At 62.8% G+C, this 15,877-nt stretch carries 13 protein-coding genes; 6 read left to right on the top strand and 7 right to left on the bottom strand.

Features of this window, described 5'->3' with window-relative positions; translation table 11 throughout:
* Positions 1-3: 3 nt before the first annotated feature.
* From LOY50_RS22445 to LOY50_RS22435, 3 genes are read right to left on the bottom strand one after another with little or no spacing between them, the layout of a single operon-like run.
* The gene (locus tag LOY50_RS22445; protein WP_258689216.1) at positions 4-999 is read right to left on the bottom strand and encodes a lysylphosphatidylglycerol synthase transmembrane domain-containing protein; all 996 of its coding nucleotides are present in this window, start codon (positions 997-999) and stop codon (positions 4-6) included.
* On the bottom strand, positions 996-1,766 hold the full coding sequence (locus tag LOY50_RS22440) for a DUF2334 domain-containing protein (protein WP_258689215.1): 771 nt from the start codon (positions 1,764-1,766) through the stop codon (positions 996-998). Before LOY50_RS22440 ends, LOY50_RS22445 begins: the two co-directional genes overlap by 4 nt.
* 16 nt (positions 1,767-1,782) lie before the next feature.
* Positions 1,783-2,874, bottom strand: coding sequence for a glycosyltransferase family 1 protein (locus LOY50_RS22435; RefSeq protein ID WP_258689214.1), 1,092 nt, complete (start codon positions 2,872-2,874; stop codon positions 1,783-1,785).
* A gap of 319 nt (positions 2,875-3,193) precedes the next feature.
* On the opposite strand from LOY50_RS22435, the gene LOY50_RS22430 reads away from it, so the two are divergent.
* Positions 3,194-4,681 (top strand): helicase HerA-like domain-containing protein, encoded by a 1,488-nt coding sequence (locus LOY50_RS22430; RefSeq protein WP_003205079.1) that lies wholly within the window; start codon positions 3,194-3,196, stop codon positions 4,679-4,681.
* A 272-nt stretch (positions 4,682-4,953) separates the two neighbouring features.
* Here LOY50_RS22430 and LOY50_RS22425 read toward each other — a convergent pair whose 3' ends face one another.
* Positions 4,954-5,409, bottom strand: coding sequence for a DUF721 domain-containing protein (locus tag LOY50_RS22425; protein WP_253477600.1), 456 nt, complete (start codon positions 5,407-5,409; stop codon positions 4,954-4,956).
* Positions 5,410-5,716: 307 nt separating this feature from the next.
* Between LOY50_RS22425 and secA the strand changes: the two genes are divergently transcribed.
* The 4 genes from secA to LOY50_RS22405 all read left to right on the top strand — a co-directional run bounded on the left by secA (position 5,717) and on the right by LOY50_RS22405 (position 11,527).
* Entirely contained in the window at positions 5,717-8,452 is a 2,736-nt protein-coding gene (gene secA / locus LOY50_RS22420; protein WP_253477597.1) for a preprotein translocase subunit SecA, read from the top strand.
* A 123-nt stretch (positions 8,453-8,575) separates the two neighbouring features.
* Positions 8,576-9,793 carry a bifunctional glutamate N-acetyltransferase/amino-acid acetyltransferase ArgJ gene (gene argJ / locus LOY50_RS22415; RefSeq protein ID WP_057452545.1) on the top strand — a complete coding sequence of 406 codons (1,218 nt, stop codon included), beginning with the start codon at positions 8,576-8,578 and terminating at the stop codon, positions 9,791-9,793.
* Positions 9,794-9,953: 160 nt separating this feature from the next.
* A complete protein-coding gene (locus tag LOY50_RS22410) occupies positions 9,954-10,586 on the top strand; it encodes a glutathione S-transferase family protein (RefSeq protein ID WP_253477592.1) in 633 nt (210 codons plus the stop codon).
* Entirely contained in the window at positions 10,583-11,527 is a 945-nt protein-coding gene (locus LOY50_RS22405) for a Nudix family hydrolase (protein WP_253477589.1), read from the top strand. Before LOY50_RS22410 ends, LOY50_RS22405 begins: the two co-directional genes overlap by 4 nt.
* 117 nt (positions 11,528-11,644) lie before the next feature.
* Here the strand turns inward: LOY50_RS22405 and LOY50_RS22400 are convergent, their stop codons facing one another.
* From LOY50_RS22400 to LOY50_RS22390, 3 genes are read right to left on the bottom strand one after another with little or no spacing between them, the layout of a single operon-like run.
* Positions 11,645-12,226, bottom strand: a complete 582-nt coding sequence (locus LOY50_RS22400) for a cob(I)yrinic acid a,c-diamide adenosyltransferase (protein WP_258689213.1) — start codon at positions 12,224-12,226, stop codon at positions 11,645-11,647.
* A 2-nt stretch (positions 12,227-12,228) separates the two neighbouring features.
* The gene (locus LOY50_RS22395; protein WP_214509410.1) at positions 12,229-14,265 is read right to left on the bottom strand and encodes an ATP-binding protein; all 2,037 of its coding nucleotides are present in this window, start codon (positions 14,263-14,265) and stop codon (positions 12,229-12,231) included.
* Positions 14,266-14,311: 46 nt separating this feature from the next.
* Positions 14,312-15,229, bottom strand: coding sequence for a putative 2-dehydropantoate 2-reductase (locus tag LOY50_RS22390; protein ID WP_258689212.1), 918 nt, complete (start codon positions 15,227-15,229; stop codon positions 14,312-14,314).
* Positions 15,230-15,371: 142 nt separating this feature from the next.
* Between LOY50_RS22390 and LOY50_RS22385 the strand changes: the two genes are divergently transcribed.
* Positions 15,372-15,857 carry a YajQ family cyclic di-GMP-binding protein gene (locus LOY50_RS22385; RefSeq protein WP_003205057.1) on the top strand — a complete coding sequence of 162 codons (486 nt, stop codon included), beginning with the start codon at positions 15,372-15,374 and terminating at the stop codon, positions 15,855-15,857.
* Positions 15,858-15,877: the final 20 nt, after the last annotated feature.

Here is a 15,877-nt window from a genome sequence, read left to right as displayed (position 1 = left end):
ACGTCAGGCCTGTCTGAGCCTGATCAGTTTCTTGAGCAACGGCCGCCCGACCATCAGGAAGAACACCGGCCCACCGGCCACCAGATAAAAGTAATAGGTCACCGCCCGCCAGATCAGAATCGCCGCCGCCGCGGTAGATTTGCCCACCATGGGTGCCAGCAGCGCCGCGGAAGTCAATTCGGCCGCCCCGGCGCCGCCCGGTAGCAGGCTGAACTGTCCCGCGCTCAGGGACAGCATCTGGATCAGGAAACTCCAGGCCCACTGCAAATCTGCCCCCAGCCCCTTCAATGCCAGGTACAACACGCTGTAGCGCAGCGCCCAATGCAGGCAGGTCAGGCCGAAGACCTGGAACAGTGTCTGTTTTGGCAGTTTCAAGGTGTCGGTGAACGCCGCCAGAAAGCTCAGGATCTTGCGGGCCCAGCGCCGACGGGTGACAGCTTTGACACGCAAGTGGCGCAGCAGTCGAGCGCCCAGCAGAATCAATCTGCGGTGATAGCGGGCCACCAGCACGCAGCCGAACAACCCGCCAAACAATGAAATCGCGCTTAACGCCAGCATCCATTCCATGCGCTGGCTGAGGTTCTGGAACAGCGCGTAAAACAGAATGCCCACCAAGGCGCAGAGGAAGAACAGCAAGTCACTCAACTGATCCATGGCAAACACCGCGCTGCCATGGGCCGGGCGCACGCCGTTGCGCGCCAGCAAGGCCATCAGCGTCAGTGGGCCGCCACTGCCACCGGGCGTCGCGCACATGGCGAACTCGGTGGACATCACCACGCCGATGCTTTTCAGAGCGCCGATGCGCCCACGGTGCTCCCCCAGCAGCAGGCGCAAGCGCACGGAGTTCAAGCCCCAGCACAGCACGATCATGCCGAGCATGGCCAGCAGTAGCGGCAAGGGAAAGCGCTGCACCCGCGACCACATTTCCCCGCCACCGACCAGCAGCGGCACCAGTAGCGCCGTGAGCAGGGCGGCGCCCAACCAGATCAGCCGTTTCATGCGGCGCTGCGGGCCCGCAGCCCCTGGGTCGCCAGCCAGTCGACTTTGGTCATGGGTACACGACCGTCGTTGAGCAGGCGTTCGAGGGTGCGCAGCCAATAGTCCCGGGAAAAGGCATGGCGCATGTCCACCGGGTGCAGGCCCAGGCGAATCACCGGGGCCTGGCGCCAGCGCTGTTCGCGTTGGTCACTGATGACTTTCGACAGGCCACGGCGCCAGGCGCTGCGGGCACTCCAGACCAGCCCCGGCGCATCGATGGCGGTGAAGTCAGGCAGGCGATAAAGGTGTCGGGTGTCGCTGGTGTAGCTCAGCGGCAACTGGCGCAAGGCCTGGCGCGTGCCTTCGCTCATCAGCCAGGCCGGGGCGACGAAACCTTCCAACGGCCAGTGGTAGCGTTCAAAGGTTTCGATACCGGCGCGCAGGCGGGCGAGGGCGGCGGCCTCGGACAGGTTGTAGAACTCACCCTCATGGGTATAGACCCGGCGCATGAACCAGTCCTTGGGGTGGCGGGCGACAGGGCCGTCGTCGCAATGGTAGTAGCCATGCAACACCAGTTCGTCGCCGCGCTCGACCCGGCTGTCGAGCAGGCGCCGAAAGCCGGGGTGAGCCTCCAGGGCGTTGTTGCGGTGAAAGTCAGGCACCACCAACCAGGTCATCGGCACCTGGCCGAGGGCGTCGACGGCTTCGACGAAGGGCTGGTAGTCGGGCCAGGTTTGCGGTGCCACGTCGTGCAGCACCAGCAGGAGCGCGCGGGGCGAGCGGTTCATCGACACGGACCTCACCTCAACCATTGGCCAGCAGTGGCATCTGCCCGCCGAGCACCGCGTAGTAGTGCCCCAGCAAGCTGTTGACCACGGTATCCCAGGCGTAATGCTGCTCCACATGCTGGCGCGCCAGCACACCACGGCGCTGGCAGCCTTCGGCAAACAGTTGGCGCACGGCATTGGCCATGGCCTGTGGATTGTTGGGTGTGCACAGCAGGCCGCAGTCTTCATCGACGATTTCGGTAAAGGCCCCGGCCGCCACCGCCACCACCGGAATGCCACTGGCCATGGCTTCGAGGATCACCAGGCCGAAGGTTTCCTGATCGCCGGCGTGCAGCAGGGCATCGGCGCTGGCCATGAGCCGGGCGACTTGCGGTGCCGGGCAGAATTCATCGATCACCGTGACGTTGTCCGGCACCAAGGCGGGCATCGACGAGCCCACCAGCAGCAGGTGGTAGCGCTCGCCCAGGCGTTTCATGCACTTGAGCAGCACCGGCAGGTTTTTTTCCTTGGAGCCGCGCCCGGCGAAAATCAGCAGGCGCGCGTCTTCGGCGATGCCCAGCTCGGCGCGCAACTCCGGGTCGCGGGCGGCCGGGTTGAAGGTTTGCAGGTCGACGCCCAACGGTTGCACGTAGACGTTCTTGACCCCCAATCCGGTCAGTTTGTCGGCCATGACCTGGCTCGGCGCCAGCACCCGGTCGAAATTGCCGTACAACTTGCTGACATAAGCTTCGATGTTGGGGGTGAACCAGTTGCCCATGCGGTTGCTGACCAGCAGTGGCAGGTCGGAGTGATAGAAACCGATGACGGGCACGTCGAGCTGGCGACGGGCATCCAGTGCGGCCCAGGCCGTGAGGTAGGGATCGCCGACTTCAATCAGATCGGGCTGTAGATCGCGCAGGACATTGCGCCAGGGGGCCAGGCGAAGGGGGAAGCGATAGCCCTTGCCGAACGGCAGTGCAGGGGCCGGAACCTTGTAGATCCCATCGTGCTCGCTCAAATGCGCGCCGGGGATCAACAGGCTGTGGCGAATACCGGGCCGATCGCCCAGGCGCCGGTGCTTGGCATCCAGATAAGTGCGCACGCCTCCGCTGGCGGGGGCGTAGAACATGGTTATGTCCGCTATATGCACGATGAACGTCCCTCCGGTCAGTGTTCTCCTGTGTTGACCTTTAGTAAGAATAGATGTTCGGTTGGGGTTGTGGGGGTGGGGTGTCAGTGGAGTATTGCCGGGTTTGACAGGGCCCTATCGCGAGCAAGCTCGCTCCCACAGGAGGGGCACCGATCCCATGTGGGAGCGAGCTTGCTCGCGATAGGGCCAGTCCTGGTTCGCCGGCTATTATTCCTGGCGCCAGGGGCTTAATGCGCCAGGCATGCTTTTATATAAACGTGCAAAATGGCGTCATATCGCAAACACCACGGGTGACCACATGCCTGACTCATCGCAACTCGTTATCGGGGCCGACCTTAGCGGCCAGCCCATCGCCCAGGCCATGCGCCTGGCGAACCGTCATGGTCTGGTGGCGGGTGCCACCGGTACCGGCAAGACCGTCACCTTGCAGCGCCTGGCCGAAATGTTCAGCGATGCCGGCGTGGCGGTGTTCGCGGCGGACATCAAGGGTGACCTGTGCGGCCTCGGCGCGGCCGGCAACCCCCAGGGCAAGATCGCCGAGCGCATCGCCGGCATGCCTTGGCTCAACCACAAGCCCCAGGCTTACCCGGTGACCTTGTGGGATATCCATGGCCAGTCCGGTCATCCACTGCGCACCACCTTGAGTGAAATGGGCCCGTTGTTGATCGGCAGTCTGCTGGAACTGACGGACAGCCAGCAGTCGGCGCTCTACGCCGCGTTCAAGGTGGCCGACCGCGAAGGTCTGTTGCTGCTGGACCTCAAGGACCTGAAGGCGCTGCTCAACCATCTCAAGGACAATCCCGAGTTGCTGGGGGACGACGCGGCCTTGATGACCACCGGTTCCAGCCAGGCGTTGTTGCGACGCTTGTCCACCCTGGAACAGCAGGGCGCGGACGCGTTGTTCGGCGAGCCAGCCTTGCAGCTCGAAGACATCCTGCAACCGGCCAGCGATGGCCGTGGCCGCATCCACTTGCTCGACGCCAGCCGCCTGGTCCACGAGGCGCCGAAGGTCTACGCGACATTCCTGTTATGGCTGCTGGCTGAGCTGTTCGAGCAATTGCCCGAGCGCGGCGATGCAGACAAACCGCTGTTGGCGCTGTTCTTCGACGAGGCGCATTTGCTTTTTGCCGGCACGCCCAAGGCCTTGCAGGAGCGCCTGGAGCAAGTGGTGCGGCTGATCCGTTCCAAGGGCGTGGGGGTGTATTTCGTGACCCAGTCGCCGGGCGACTTGCCGGACGACGTGCTGGCGCAGTTGGGCTTGCGCATCCAGCACGGGTTGCGGGCCTTTACTGCCAAGGAGCAGAAATCCCTGCGGGCGGTGGCCGACGGTTTCCGGCCCAACCCGCAGTTCGATGCCCTGGCGGTGCTGACCGAACTGGGCATCGGTGAAGCCTTGGTGGGCACCTTGCAGGAAAAAGGTACGCCGGAAGTGGTCCAGCGCGTGCTGGTGGCGCCACCGCAATCGCGCATCGGGCCGCTGAGCGAAGCCGAGCGCGCCGGGTTGATCGCCAGTTCGCCGTTGCAAGGGCGCTATGACAAGCCCATTGATCGCGAATCGGCCTATGAAGTGCTGATGGGCCGCAAAGGGCTGGAGCCGCAGGCCGAAGAGGCGCCGGGCAAGCCGACGGCGGAAGAACCGAGCTTCACCGAAAAGGCCGGGGAATTCCTCGGCACGGCAGCCGGCCAGGCGCTTAAATCGGCGATGCGCCAGGCGGCCAATCAGTTGGGCCGGCAATTGGTGCGTGGGTTGATGGGGTCGTTGCTGGGGGGCAGCAAGCGCCGGTAGTCAGGACCGAGTCGCCGCTATCGCGAGCAGGCTCGCTCCCACAAGGGATCGGCGTCGTGCACGAAACAGGTGCCCGCCGCAGATCCCCTGTGGGAGCGAGCTTGCTCGCGATAGCGGTCTAACAGGCGAAAAATAGGCTGGCTGACCCGCCGCCATCGCGAGCAAGCTCGCTCCCACAAGGGATCGGCGTCGTACACGAAACAGGTGCCCGCCGCAGATCCCCTGTGGGAGCGAGCTTGCTCGCGATAGCTATCTAACTGCCGCCGAAAATCTCAGCCCTTGGGCCTGGCATGCGCCGCCAATCGCTCAAGCGCCGCCCGCAGGTTGGGGTCGGTGATGCCGTCCGCCGTGGCCTGGATAGTCGCCGCGGCGTCGGTGGACAAATCCAGCGTGTGCCCCTTGACGCCGACCTGGACGGTGGGCGGTTGTACCTTGAACAGGATCCGCGTCAGGTTGGCGAATTCTTCGAAGACCTGGAGTTGGCGCAGCAGGCGTTTTTGCTGATAGCGCAGGCGTGTGGCCCAGTGGCCGTCGGTGACGATCAGCAGCAAACTGCCTTCGCGCCAGGAGGCCACGTGGCAATGCTCGCGCGCAGCCGGTTGCAACTGGCTGTCGAGCAGGCGTTGCAGGTGACCCAGGCGTTTGGCGTGGCCAAAGATGGCTTTCAGCGGCTTGGCTTCGCGCAGCAGAACGGCGGGCGCCTTGGCTGGAAGGGGGCGAAAGGCCATGAATGAATACCGCAAGTGACAGAGGCGCCATGGTAGCAGAAAGCGCCGGATGCGCCTCGACCCTCTCGCCCAGCGGCTTTTGGCTGCACAATCAATGAGTAACTTCTGCTCTGGATGGGTTGAAGTTCGCGCAAAAGCCCTTATTTTATGCAAGCCCCGTCACAGCGCTGTGCCAGCATCGTGGAATAACGCCACTTTCCTCTCCATCGTTTCCGGGTAGAATGCTCGTTCGCATGCGGCCATGAGGGCTGCACGGGCGACTCACGGGGCCGCCCTCCATCCCTTTAGTGTGGAAGATCCTGCCGATATGTTTGCGCCTTTGTTAAAGAAACTTTTTGGAAGCAAGAACGAGCGTGAAGTCAAGCGCATGCTCAAGACGGTACAGACTGTCAATGCCTTCGAAGAGCAAATGGTGGCCCTTTCGGACGATCAGTTACGCGCCAAGACTGCCGAATTCAAGGACCGCATCGCCAAGGGGGAAACCCTTGACCAGCTCCTGCCTGAAGCCTTTGCGGTCGCCCGTGAAGCCGGCAAGCGGATCATGGGCATGCGCCACTTCGACGTTCAGTTGATCGGTGGCATGACCTTGCACGAAGGCAAGATCGCCGAAATGCGTACCGGTGAGGGCAAGACCCTCGTGGCGACCTTGGGCGTGTACCTCAACGCGCTGTCCGGCAAGGGCGTGCACGTAGTGACGGTCAACGACTACCTGGCCCGTCGCGACGCCAACTGGATGCGCCCGCTCTACGAATTCCTCGGCCTGACTGTCGGCGTCGTCACGCCGTTCCAGCCGCCGGAAGAGAAGCGCGCCGCCTACGCTGCCGACATCACCTACGGCACCAACAACGAATTCGGGTTCGACTACCTGCGCGACAACATGGCGTTCAGCATGGAAGAAAAATTCCAGCGTGAACTCAACTTTGCCGTGATCGACGAAGTCGACTCCATCCTCATCGACGAAGCCCGTACCCCGCTGATCATTTCCGGTCAGGCCGAGGACAGCTCCAAGCTGTACATCGAGATCAACAAACTGATCCCGCAGCTCAAGTTGCACGTCGAGGAAGTCGAAGGCGAAGTGACCCAGGCCGGGCACTACACCGTTGACGAGAAGACCCGTCAGGTCGAGCTCAACGAAGCGGGTCACCAGTTCGTCGAGGAAATGCTCACCCGTATTGGTTTGCTGGCCGAAGGCGAGAGCCTGTACTCGGCCCACAACCTGGGCCTGCTGACCCACGTTTATGCTGGCCTGCGTGCGCACAAGCTGTTCCATCGCAACGTCGAATACATCGTGCAGGACGGCCAGGTCGTACTGGTGGACGAACACACCGGCCGTACCATGCCGGGTCGTCGCCTGTCCGAAGGCCTGCACCAGGCCATCGAAGCGAAGGAAGGCCTGAACATCCAGGCCGAGAGCCAGACCCTGGCCTCGACCACCTTCCAGAACTACTTCCGCCTGTATAACAAGCTGTCCGGCATGACCGGTACCGCTGATACCGAAGCGTTCGAGTTCCACCAGATCTACGGCCTGCAAGTGGTGGTGATTCCGCCGAACAAGCCGCTGGCCCGTAAAGACTACAACGACCTGGTGTTCCTGACCGCCGAAGAGAAGTACGCGGCGATCATCAACGACATCAAGGACGGCATGGCCCAGGGCCGTCCGATCCTGGTGGGTACCGCCACCATCGAGACCTCCGAGCACATGTCCGCCCTGCTCAACAAGGAAGGCATCGAGCACAAGGTCCTCAACGCCAAGTTCCACGAGAAGGAAGCCGAGATCATCGCCCAGGCCGGCCGCCCGGGTGCGCTGACCATCGCCACCAACATGGCGGGCCGTGGTACCGACATCCTCTTGGGTGGCAACTGGGAAGTGGAAGTCGCCAGCCTGGAAAGCCCGACCCCAGAGCAGATCGCGCAGATCAAGGCTGACTGGCAGAAACGTCACCAGCAGGTACTCGAATCCGGCGGTTTGCAGGTGATCGCTTCCGAGCGTCACGAGTCGCGTCGTATCGACAACCAGCTGCGTGGCCGTGCCGGTCGCCAGGGTGACGCCGGTTCCAGCCGTTTCTACCTGTCCCTGGAAGACAGCCTGATGCGCATCTTCGCCTCTGACCGGGTGAAGAACTTCATGAAGGCCCTGGGCATGCAGCCAGGCGAGGCGATCGAGCACCGCATGGTGACCAACGCCATCGAGAAGGCCCAGCGCAAGGTCGAAGGCCGCAACTTCGATATCCGTAAGCAATTGCTCGAGTTCGACGACGTCAACAACGAACAGCGTAAAGTGATCTATCACATGCGTAACAGTTTGTTGGCCGCCGACAACATTGGCGAAACCATCGCCGATTTCCGCCAGGACGTGCTCAACGCCACTGTCAGCGCCCACATCCCGCCGCAGTCGCTGCCGGAACAGTGGGACGTCGCCGGCCTGGAATCCGCCTTGCAGAACGATTTCGGCGTGGCATTGCCGATCCAGCAATGGCTCGACGAAGACGATCACCTGTATGAAGAAACCCTGCGCGAGAAACTGCTGGCCGAACTGATCGCGGCCTACAACGAGAAGGAAGATCAAGCGGGCGCCGAGGCGCTGCGTTCCTTCGAGAAGCAGATTGTGCTGCGGGTACTGGACGACTTGTGGAAAGACCACCTGTCGACCATGGACCACCTGCGTCACGGTATCCATTTGCGCGGTTACGCCCAGAAGAACCCGAAGCAGGAGTACAAGCGCGAGTCCTACACGCTGTTCTCCGAGTTGCTCGACTCGATCAAGCGCGACTCGATCCGTGTGCTGTCCCACGTTCAGGTTCGCCGCGAAGACCCGGCCGAAGAAGAAGCCCGCCTGCGCCAGGAAGCCGAAGCCCTGGCTGCGCGCATGCAGTTCGAACACGCCGAAGCCCCGGGCCTGGAAGTGGTTGCCGAAGAGGGCGTCGATGTGGATGTCGCCCTTGCGACCGCACCGGTGCGCAACGAGCAGAAGCTGGGCCGTAACGAACTGTGCTATTGCGGTTCGGGCAAGAAATACAAGCATTGCCACGGGCAGATCCAATAAACCCGTTCCAACGCTGAACCACCCGCGCCGCGACCGGATTTTATCCGTCGCGGCGTTTTGCCATTTTGATTCGCCGTCTCGATGAGGACGGCGTCGATAGACATCTCATTTAGGAGCGCATTCATGGCTGTTGGTCTTGGTCCGTTGCCAACGTTGCACCCGGTTGCCGGTTTTGAACTCGGTATTGCCTCGGCGGGCATCAAGCGCCCCGGGCGCAAGGACGTCGTGGTCATGCGTTGCGCCGAAGGCTCGACGGTCGCTGGCGTGTTCACCCTCAATGCCTTTTGCGCCGCGCCGGTCATCCTGGCCAAGCAGCGCGTGCAGGGGCCGGTGCGTTACCTGCTGACCAACACCGGTAACGCCAACGCCGGTACCGGCGCGCCAGGCCTGGCCGCTGCCGAGCGTACTTGCGCCAAGCTGGCTGAGCTGACCGGTGTCGATGCCAGCCAGGTGCTGCCGTATTCCACTGGCGTGATCGGCGAGCCGCTGCCGGTCGAGAAGATCGAAGGCGCGCTGCAAGCCGCGCTCGATGACCTGTCGGAAAACAATTGGGCCGCGGCCGCCACCGGCATCATGACCACCGACACCTTGCCCAAGGGCGCGAGCCGCCAGTTCGAGCACGATGGCGTGACCATCACGGTCACCGGTATCAGCAAAGGCGCTGGCATGATCCGCCCGAACATGGCGACCATGCTCGGCTACATCGCCACCGACGCCAAAGTCTCGCGCCAGGTGCTGCAAGACCTGATGCTCGACGGTGCCAACAAGTCGTTCAACCGCATCACCATCGACGGCGACACCTCCACCAACGACTGCTGCATGCTGATCGCCACCGGCAAGGCTAGCCTGCCGGAAATCACCGAAGCCAGCGGCCCGCTGTTCGCGGCTCTGAAACAGGCGGTGTTTGAAGTGTGCATGGAAGTGGCCCAGGCCATCGTCCGTGACGGCGAAGGCGCGACCAAGTTCGTGACCGTGCAGGTCAACGGCGGTGGCAATCACCAGGAATGCCTGGATGTTGGCTACACCGTGGCCCACTCGCCGCTGATCAAGACCGCGCTGTTCGCCTCCGACCCTAACTGGGGCCGCATTCTCGCCGCCGTTGGCCGTGCCGGCGTGCCTGAGCTGGACGTGAGCAAGATCGACGTGTTCCTCGGTGAAGTCTGCATCGCCAGCCAAGGCGCTCGCGCTGCGACCTACACCGAAGCCCAGGGCGCGGCGGTCATGCAACAGGAAGAAATCACCATCCGTATCGAGCTGGGACGGGGGGATTGCAGCGAAACCATCTGGACCACCGACCTGTCCCACGAGTACGTGAAGATCAACGCTGAGTACCGGACTTAACAGGCCCGGGAGCGAGCTGCTCCAATCGCGAGCAAGCTCGCTCCCACAGGGATTTGTTGGGTGACTTAGAAAGTGTTCACACCACCGATCCACTGTGGGAGCGAGCTTGCTCGCGATGGCGCCAGAACAGACACCTCAGAACCACAAGAAAGGAATCCACATGAGCCTGCACCTGATCATCGGCGACAAAGATCTATCTTCCTGGTCCCTGCGCGGCGCGTTGGCCCTGGCGCTGACCGGCGCGAAGTACACCGAAGAGCTGGTCAGGCTCGATCAACCCGACACCCGCGAGAAGCTGCTCAAGTATTCGGCCACGGCCAAGGTCCCGTTGCTCAAGACCGAGTTCGGCGTGATCGCCGATTCCCTGGCGATTGCCGAATACCTGGCTGAACAGTTTCCCGAGGCCAGTCTCTGGCCCAAGGATGTGGCCGCCCGGGCCCAGGCACGCTCGGCCTGTGCGCAGATGCACAGCGGTTTTTTTGCCCTGCGCAGCCACATGCCCATGGACCTGCTGCACGATGCGCCGTTGTCGCCGATGCCATCTGATGTGCAGGCGGAAATCCAGCGGATGCTGGCGCTATGGGCCGAATGCCGTGCCACGGCGACCGAAACCGGTCCCTATCTGTTTGGCCGCGTGAGCCTGGCCGATGCGTTTTTTGCTCCTGTTGCCGTGCGCTTGCGCACTTATCAGGTGAAACTGTCGGAGGTCGATGAGGCCTACGTCGAAACCCTATATCAATGGCCAGCGTTCAAGGCGTGGCAACAAGCTGGCCTGGAGGACACTGCGCGGTGAAACGAGTCCATGTGGCGGCGGCGGTCATCCGCGATGCCGCCGGTAAAATCCTGATCGCCCGACGGGCCGACACCCAGCACCAGGGCGGCCTGTGGGAGTTCCCCGGTGGCAAGGTCGAGGCCGATGAGTCCGTCGAAACCGCCCTGGCCCGCGAACTTCATGAAGAGCTGGGCATTGTCGTCGAGGCTGCTCGACCGTTGATCAAGGTGCGTCACGACTACCCGGACAAACAGGTGTTGCTGGATGTCTGGGAAGTCTCTGCGTTCACCGGTGAGCCCCACGGTGCCGAAGGGCAGCCGTTGGCTTGGGTGACGGCCCGCGACCTGACGAACTATGAGTTTCCGGCCGCCAATCAGCCGATCGTCGCGGCGGCCCGTTTGCCGGGCGAGTACCTGATTACCCCTGAAGGTCTTGAGACGCCGGCCTTGCTGCGCGGCATGCAGAAGGCGATTGCCGGTGGGATCAAGTTGGTCCAGCTACGTGCCCCCAATGGTTACGACCCGCAATACCGCGATCTGGCGGTGGACGCGGCGGGGCTGTGTGCCGGCAAGGCCCAGCTGATGCTCAAGGGGCCGTTCGAATGGCTGGGGGATTTTCCTTCCGCTGGCTGGCACATTACCGCCGCACAACTGCGCAAGCATGCTGCGGCCGGTCGACCGTTCGGCAAGGACCGCTGGCTGGCGGCCTCCTGCCATAACGCCGAGGAACTGTCCCTGGCGCAGCAGATGGACGTGGACTTCGTCACGCTCTCGCCGGTGCAACCGACCCAGACCCATCCTGACGCACAGCCGTTGGGGTGGGCAGAGGCGGCGCGGTTGATCGAGGGCTTTAACAGGCCGGTTTATCTGTTGGGCGGAGTCGGGCCTGGCGAGCGACAAAAAGCCTGGGAGGCCGGGGCGCAGGGTGTGGCGGGGATTCGGGCGTTTTGGCCTGAGGCTTGATTTTGTGGTGTAACCGCTGACGCCATCGCGAGCAAGCTCGCTCCCACAGGGGTTCTGTGAGCGTCGAAGATCCCGTGTGGGAGCGAGCTTGCTCGCGATGGCGGCCTCAAGAACGATTCAGCCCCCAGGCTTGGCCGCCGCCACCCAAAGCACTTCCGCCACCCCTTGCCGCCGGGCAATGACCCGCGCGGCCACGAACAGCAGATCCGACAACCGATTGATATAGGCCAGCCCCGGCCCGGCCAGCGGTTCCATGGCGTTCAGTTGCTGGCAACGCCGCTCGGCGCTGCGGGCCAGGCTGCGGCAGACGTGGGCCTGGGCTACCAGCGTCGAGCCACCGGGCAGGATGAAGTTTTCCAGGGGGCCCAATTCCTCGTTCCACCCATCGATCGCCGCTTCCAGCCGCTCGATTTCCGCGACGTTCAAGGCCTGATAAGCCGGCATCGCCAGTTCCCCGCCGAGGTCGAACAGACGGTGCTGACAAGGCGCCAGCACGTCACTGACCTCCTTCAGCCCCGGATGTCGGGTCGTTTCAGTGGCGAGCCCGGCCAGCAATAAACCCAGCTGGCTATTCAGTGTATCCACTTCGCCGATGGCCTCGACCCGTGGGTGGTCCTTTGCCACGCGGCGACCATCGCCCAACCCGGTTTCACCTTTGTCGCCGGTGCGGGTGTAAATCTTCGACAGGCGAAAACCCATGCTCAGCGCTCCAGTTGTCTGTTTTCCTGCGGCACCATCGAAGTGCCCGCCAGGGGCAGGCGCAAGGTGAAGCAGGTGCCTTGACCCGGCGCCGACTGCACTTCCATCTGGCCCTTGTGATTGTTGGTGATGATGAAATACGAGACCGACAGCCCCAGGCCCGTGCCCTGGCCGATCTCCTTGGTGGTGAAGAAAGGCTCGAAGGTGCGTTTGCGCACGTTCTCGCTCATGCCGATGCCGTTGTCCTCGACCTGGATTTCCGCCCACGGTGGATTCAACCGCGTACGCAGGATGATACGCCCCGGCTCGCTGTCGTCCTGGCGTTGATGGATCGCCTGGGCGGCGTTTTTCAGCAGATTGAGCAGCACCTGTTCCAGCTCGTTGGCCGTACCGGGTACCGGGCCCAGGTTCGGATCGAATTGACGGGTGATCGCCTGGCCCTTGAAGTCGAAGCCGATGGCCAGGTCGAAGTCGTTGCCGGCGATTTCCACTGCCTGGTCGATCAGCGCGGGCAGGTCGCAAGGCGCCATTTGCCGGGTACTGCGCCGACTGAAACTGAGCATGTGGGTAACGATTTTTGCCGCCCGGGCGCCGGCTTGCTGGATGCCGTCGAGCAGCTGCGGGATCTCCCTACCCTGGAGGTAACGATTGACCTCCTCTAACGGGATACCCAGCAGCTCGGCCTGTTCGAGGTTCTTGGGCAGTTCCGGCGACAGGCGTCGGCGGATGTTCTGCACGTTGTGCAGGATCGCGCCCAACGGGTTGTTGATTTCATGGGCCATGCCCGCCGCGAGGCCGCCGACCGAGAGCATTTTCTCCGATTGCACCATCATTTCTTCCAGCGACAGGCGCTGGGTGATGTCATCGATCCGGATGACCACGCCACGCCCGGCGCCCCCCATCAGTGGGTAGAAGGTGAGGGCGTAGTGGCGGGCTTCGTCGTCCTTGGTCCAGGTGACGCGTTCGATCTTGGCCACCGTGTGCTGCTCGACGGTCTGCTTGAGTTGGGGCAGGTACGGCTTGAGCGGTTCGAAAGCGAGGAAGATCGGCTGGTTCAGCGCCTCGTCCAGCCGTGTGCCGGAGAGGGCGCTGGCTTCCTGGTTCCATTGGGTGACGTAGAGCTGCTCGTCGAGGGCGATCAGCGCCGACGGCATGGAGTCGATGATGCTGTTGAGGTAATTCTGGAAACCGGTGAGCTTTTTCTCGATCTTGCTGCGCACCTGGACTTCCAGCTCCAGCTTGCGATTGGTATGGCGGGTTTCTTCCGCCAGGCCCTGGGCCTGGTCGTAGGCGGCCTGGGAGTCGTCCCGCGCGCGCTTGAGTTGCTGCTCCCGGGCTTCGATCCGCGACAACATGGTGTTGAACGCCTCGGCCAGGCTGCCGATCTCATCGTGGTTGCCGCGTGCGGCACGCAGGGCATAGTTCTCTTCGCGGGTGACCTGGCGTGACAGTTCTTCAAGTTGATGAATCGGCTGGGTGATCAGGCGCTTGATCTGCTGGGCAATGATCAGCCACAGCAACACGCTGAAAATCAGGATGCCGAGGCTGGCAGTCAGGGTGCCGGTGTAGAACGCGGTCGGCAATTCGCTGCTGGCCACCAGTAACAGATGGCCGGGCAGCGTGCCGGGGCGGGGCAGGGTAATGACCTGGTTGCTGCGAAATTCGCCCGCCTGCCAGGTTTGTATGTTGCGGTATTGGTCCGGCAGCTTGAGCTTTTCGCCCTGTTGCAGTTGTGCCAGGCGTTCGCCCTGGCCGTCGTACAGCGCCGCCGCCCGCAGCGGTGCGTAGCTGTTGAGCTCGTCGAGCAAGCGTTGGGCACTTTGTGGCGATTGCAGGGCGTCGGAGATCAGGCTCGGATTGGCCACCAGTCGGCCAATGGTCTGCAGGGCCTGGGGTGCCATGCTTTCCTGGGAGATGTAGTAGGCGGCGCTGATAAAGGTCAGGTTGGCCACCAGCAGGACAGTGGTCAACAACACCAACAGGGCGGCCAGCAGTTTCTGGCCGACCGGGAGGTTTTCAAGGCGCTGGCGCAATGGCATCAGACTCGTCGCTAAAAAGGAATACGAGGGCCAGCGTAGCCGCTGCTCAGTCGCTGGGCAATCCGAGGTTGTGCAAGTGGACAATCAGTCGCTGTCGCAGTTGTTCCAGGTGCGGCACGCTCAGTTCATGGCGTTGGGCGACCTTGCAGGCATAACCGAGCAAGTAGCTGATTTCGGTGCGGCGCCGATTGGCGACATCCTGGTACATCGAGGAGTAATTGGCGGCGGTGGCCTGGATCACCCGTTCGACTTCCGGCTGCAAATCTTCGGCTGCCGCGGGCTGGCCGCAGCGTTCGAGCAGGTCAGTGAGCTCTGCGCACAAGGTCGCCACTTCGCAGCGGTGTTCCTGCAAGCCGCCGTTCTTGCAGTGGTGCAGCACGGTCAGCGGGTTGATTGCGCAATTGAGCGCCAGCTTGCGCCAGAGCCGGGTGAGGATGTCGGCGCTCCACTCGTGGGGAATGCCGGCAGCGGCCAGGTCGTCGAGCCAGAACGGCGCCACCGGGTGAGCTGGATCGCCCAGCCAGGTGTAGCCGTGGCCGGCGAATACCACGCGCCAGTCACCGTCGCGGAACGCGCCTTCGGTGCTGGAGGCGCTGATGCAACGGGCTTGGGGCACGCAATTGGCCACCGTGTCCTGGCTGCCGAGGCCGTTCTGCAACAGGATCAGTTCCGATTCGGCGTCCAGGCGATGGGCCACCGAGGCCACGGCCGCTTCCGCGTCGTAGGCTTTGCAGGCCAATAGCAGGCGCCTGATCGGTTTCGGGTTGTCCGCCGTTTCGCCAGGTATCGGGTAGCTCTGCGCCTGGCCCTGTTCCACCAGCGTCAGGCCGCCGGCGCTGCGGTAGGCCTGCAGGCGGGCTTCGTTGCGCAACACCAGCCGAACCGGCAACCCGGCCCGGGCCAGGCGCGTGGCCCACAACGTGCCGAGACTGCCGGCCCCCAGGACATGCCAGGTGGTAGACATCAGTTTTTTACTCGGATTGGCGCAGGCATCTGAGGGCTCGCAGTGTCGGCAGGAAAAGAGCCGTTATAATGAGCCCGATTTTAACCACAAGCCAAGCGCGCGCCGTTGATACTGGCGCGCCTTTTTATTTGGAGAACACTACATGCCGTCATTCGACGTGGTATCCGAACTGGACAAGCACGAAGTCACCAACGCGGTTGAAAACGCCGTCAAGGAACTCGACCGTCGTTATGACCTCAAGGGCAAGGGCAGTTTCGAGTTCAAGGAAAAAGACCTGACCGTGAACCTGACCGCCGAGGCCGACTTCCAGCTCGAGGCGATGATCGAGATCCTCAAGCTGGCGTTGGTCAAGCGCAAGATCGACGTGCAGTGCCTTGAGGTCAAGGACGCCTATGCCTCGGGCAAGCTGATGAAGCAGGAAGCCGTGCTCAAGGAAGGCATCGACAAGGAGCTGGCGAAGAAGATCGTCGCTCATATCAAGGACGCCAAGCTCAAGGTGCAAGCCGCCATCCAGGGCGAACAGGTGCGAGTCACCGGCAAGAAGCGTGACGACTTGCAGGAAGCCATTGCGGCACTGCGGGGCAAGGAATTCGGTATGCCGCTGCAATTCAACAACTTCCGCGACTGATACTGGGTTGTATTAAACAT

Origin of the sequence: Pseudomonas sp. B21-010 (genome assembly GCF_024749325.1) — a bacterium.
Classification (GTDB): domain Bacteria; phylum Pseudomonadota; class Gammaproteobacteria; order Pseudomonadales; family Pseudomonadaceae; genus Aquipseudomonas; species Aquipseudomonas kilonensis.
This window is presented reverse-complemented; position numbering and strand designations above follow the sequence as displayed.

Bases quoted from the DNA above. Each gene is read 5' to 3' on its own strand.
- secA (WP_253477597.1), top strand. From the start codon at position 5,717: ATGTTTGCGCCTTTGTTAAAGAAACTTTTTGGAAGCAAGAACGAGCGT.
- LOY50_RS22425 (WP_253477600.1), bottom strand. From the start codon at position 5,409: ATGGCCTTTCGCCCCCTTCCAGCCAAGGCGCCCGCCGTTCTGCTGCGC.
- LOY50_RS22440 (WP_258689215.1), bottom strand. From the start codon at position 1,766: ATGAACCGCTCGCCCCGCGCGCTCCTGCTGGTGCTGCACGACGTGGCA.
- LOY50_RS22385 (WP_003205057.1), top strand. From the start codon at position 15,372: ATGCCGTCATTCGACGTGGTATCCGAACTGGACAAGCACGAAGTCACC.
- LOY50_RS22400 (WP_258689213.1), bottom strand. From the start codon at position 12,226: ATGGGTTTTCGCCTGTCGAAGATTTACACCCGCACCGGCGACAAAGGT.
- LOY50_RS22410 (WP_253477592.1), top strand. From the start codon at position 9,954: ATGAGCCTGCACCTGATCATCGGCGACAAAGATCTATCTTCCTGGTCC.
- LOY50_RS22445 (WP_258689216.1), bottom strand. From the start codon at position 999: ATGAAACGGCTGATCTGGTTGGGCGCCGCCCTGCTCACGGCGCTACTG.
- LOY50_RS22390 (WP_258689212.1), bottom strand. From the start codon at position 15,229: ATGTCTACCACCTGGCATGTCCTGGGGGCCGGCAGTCTCGGCACGTTG.
- argJ (WP_057452545.1), top strand. From the start codon at position 8,576: ATGGCTGTTGGTCTTGGTCCGTTGCCAACGTTGCACCCGGTTGCCGGT.
- LOY50_RS22435 (WP_258689214.1), bottom strand. From the start codon at position 2,874: ATGTTCTACGCCCCCGCCAGCGGAGGCGTGCGCACTTATCTGGATGCC.
- LOY50_RS22395 (WP_214509410.1), bottom strand. From the start codon at position 14,265: ATGCCATTGCGCCAGCGCCTTGAAAACCTCCCGGTCGGCCAGAAACTG.
- LOY50_RS22430 (WP_003205079.1), top strand. From the start codon at position 3,194: ATGCCTGACTCATCGCAACTCGTTATCGGGGCCGACCTTAGCGGCCAG.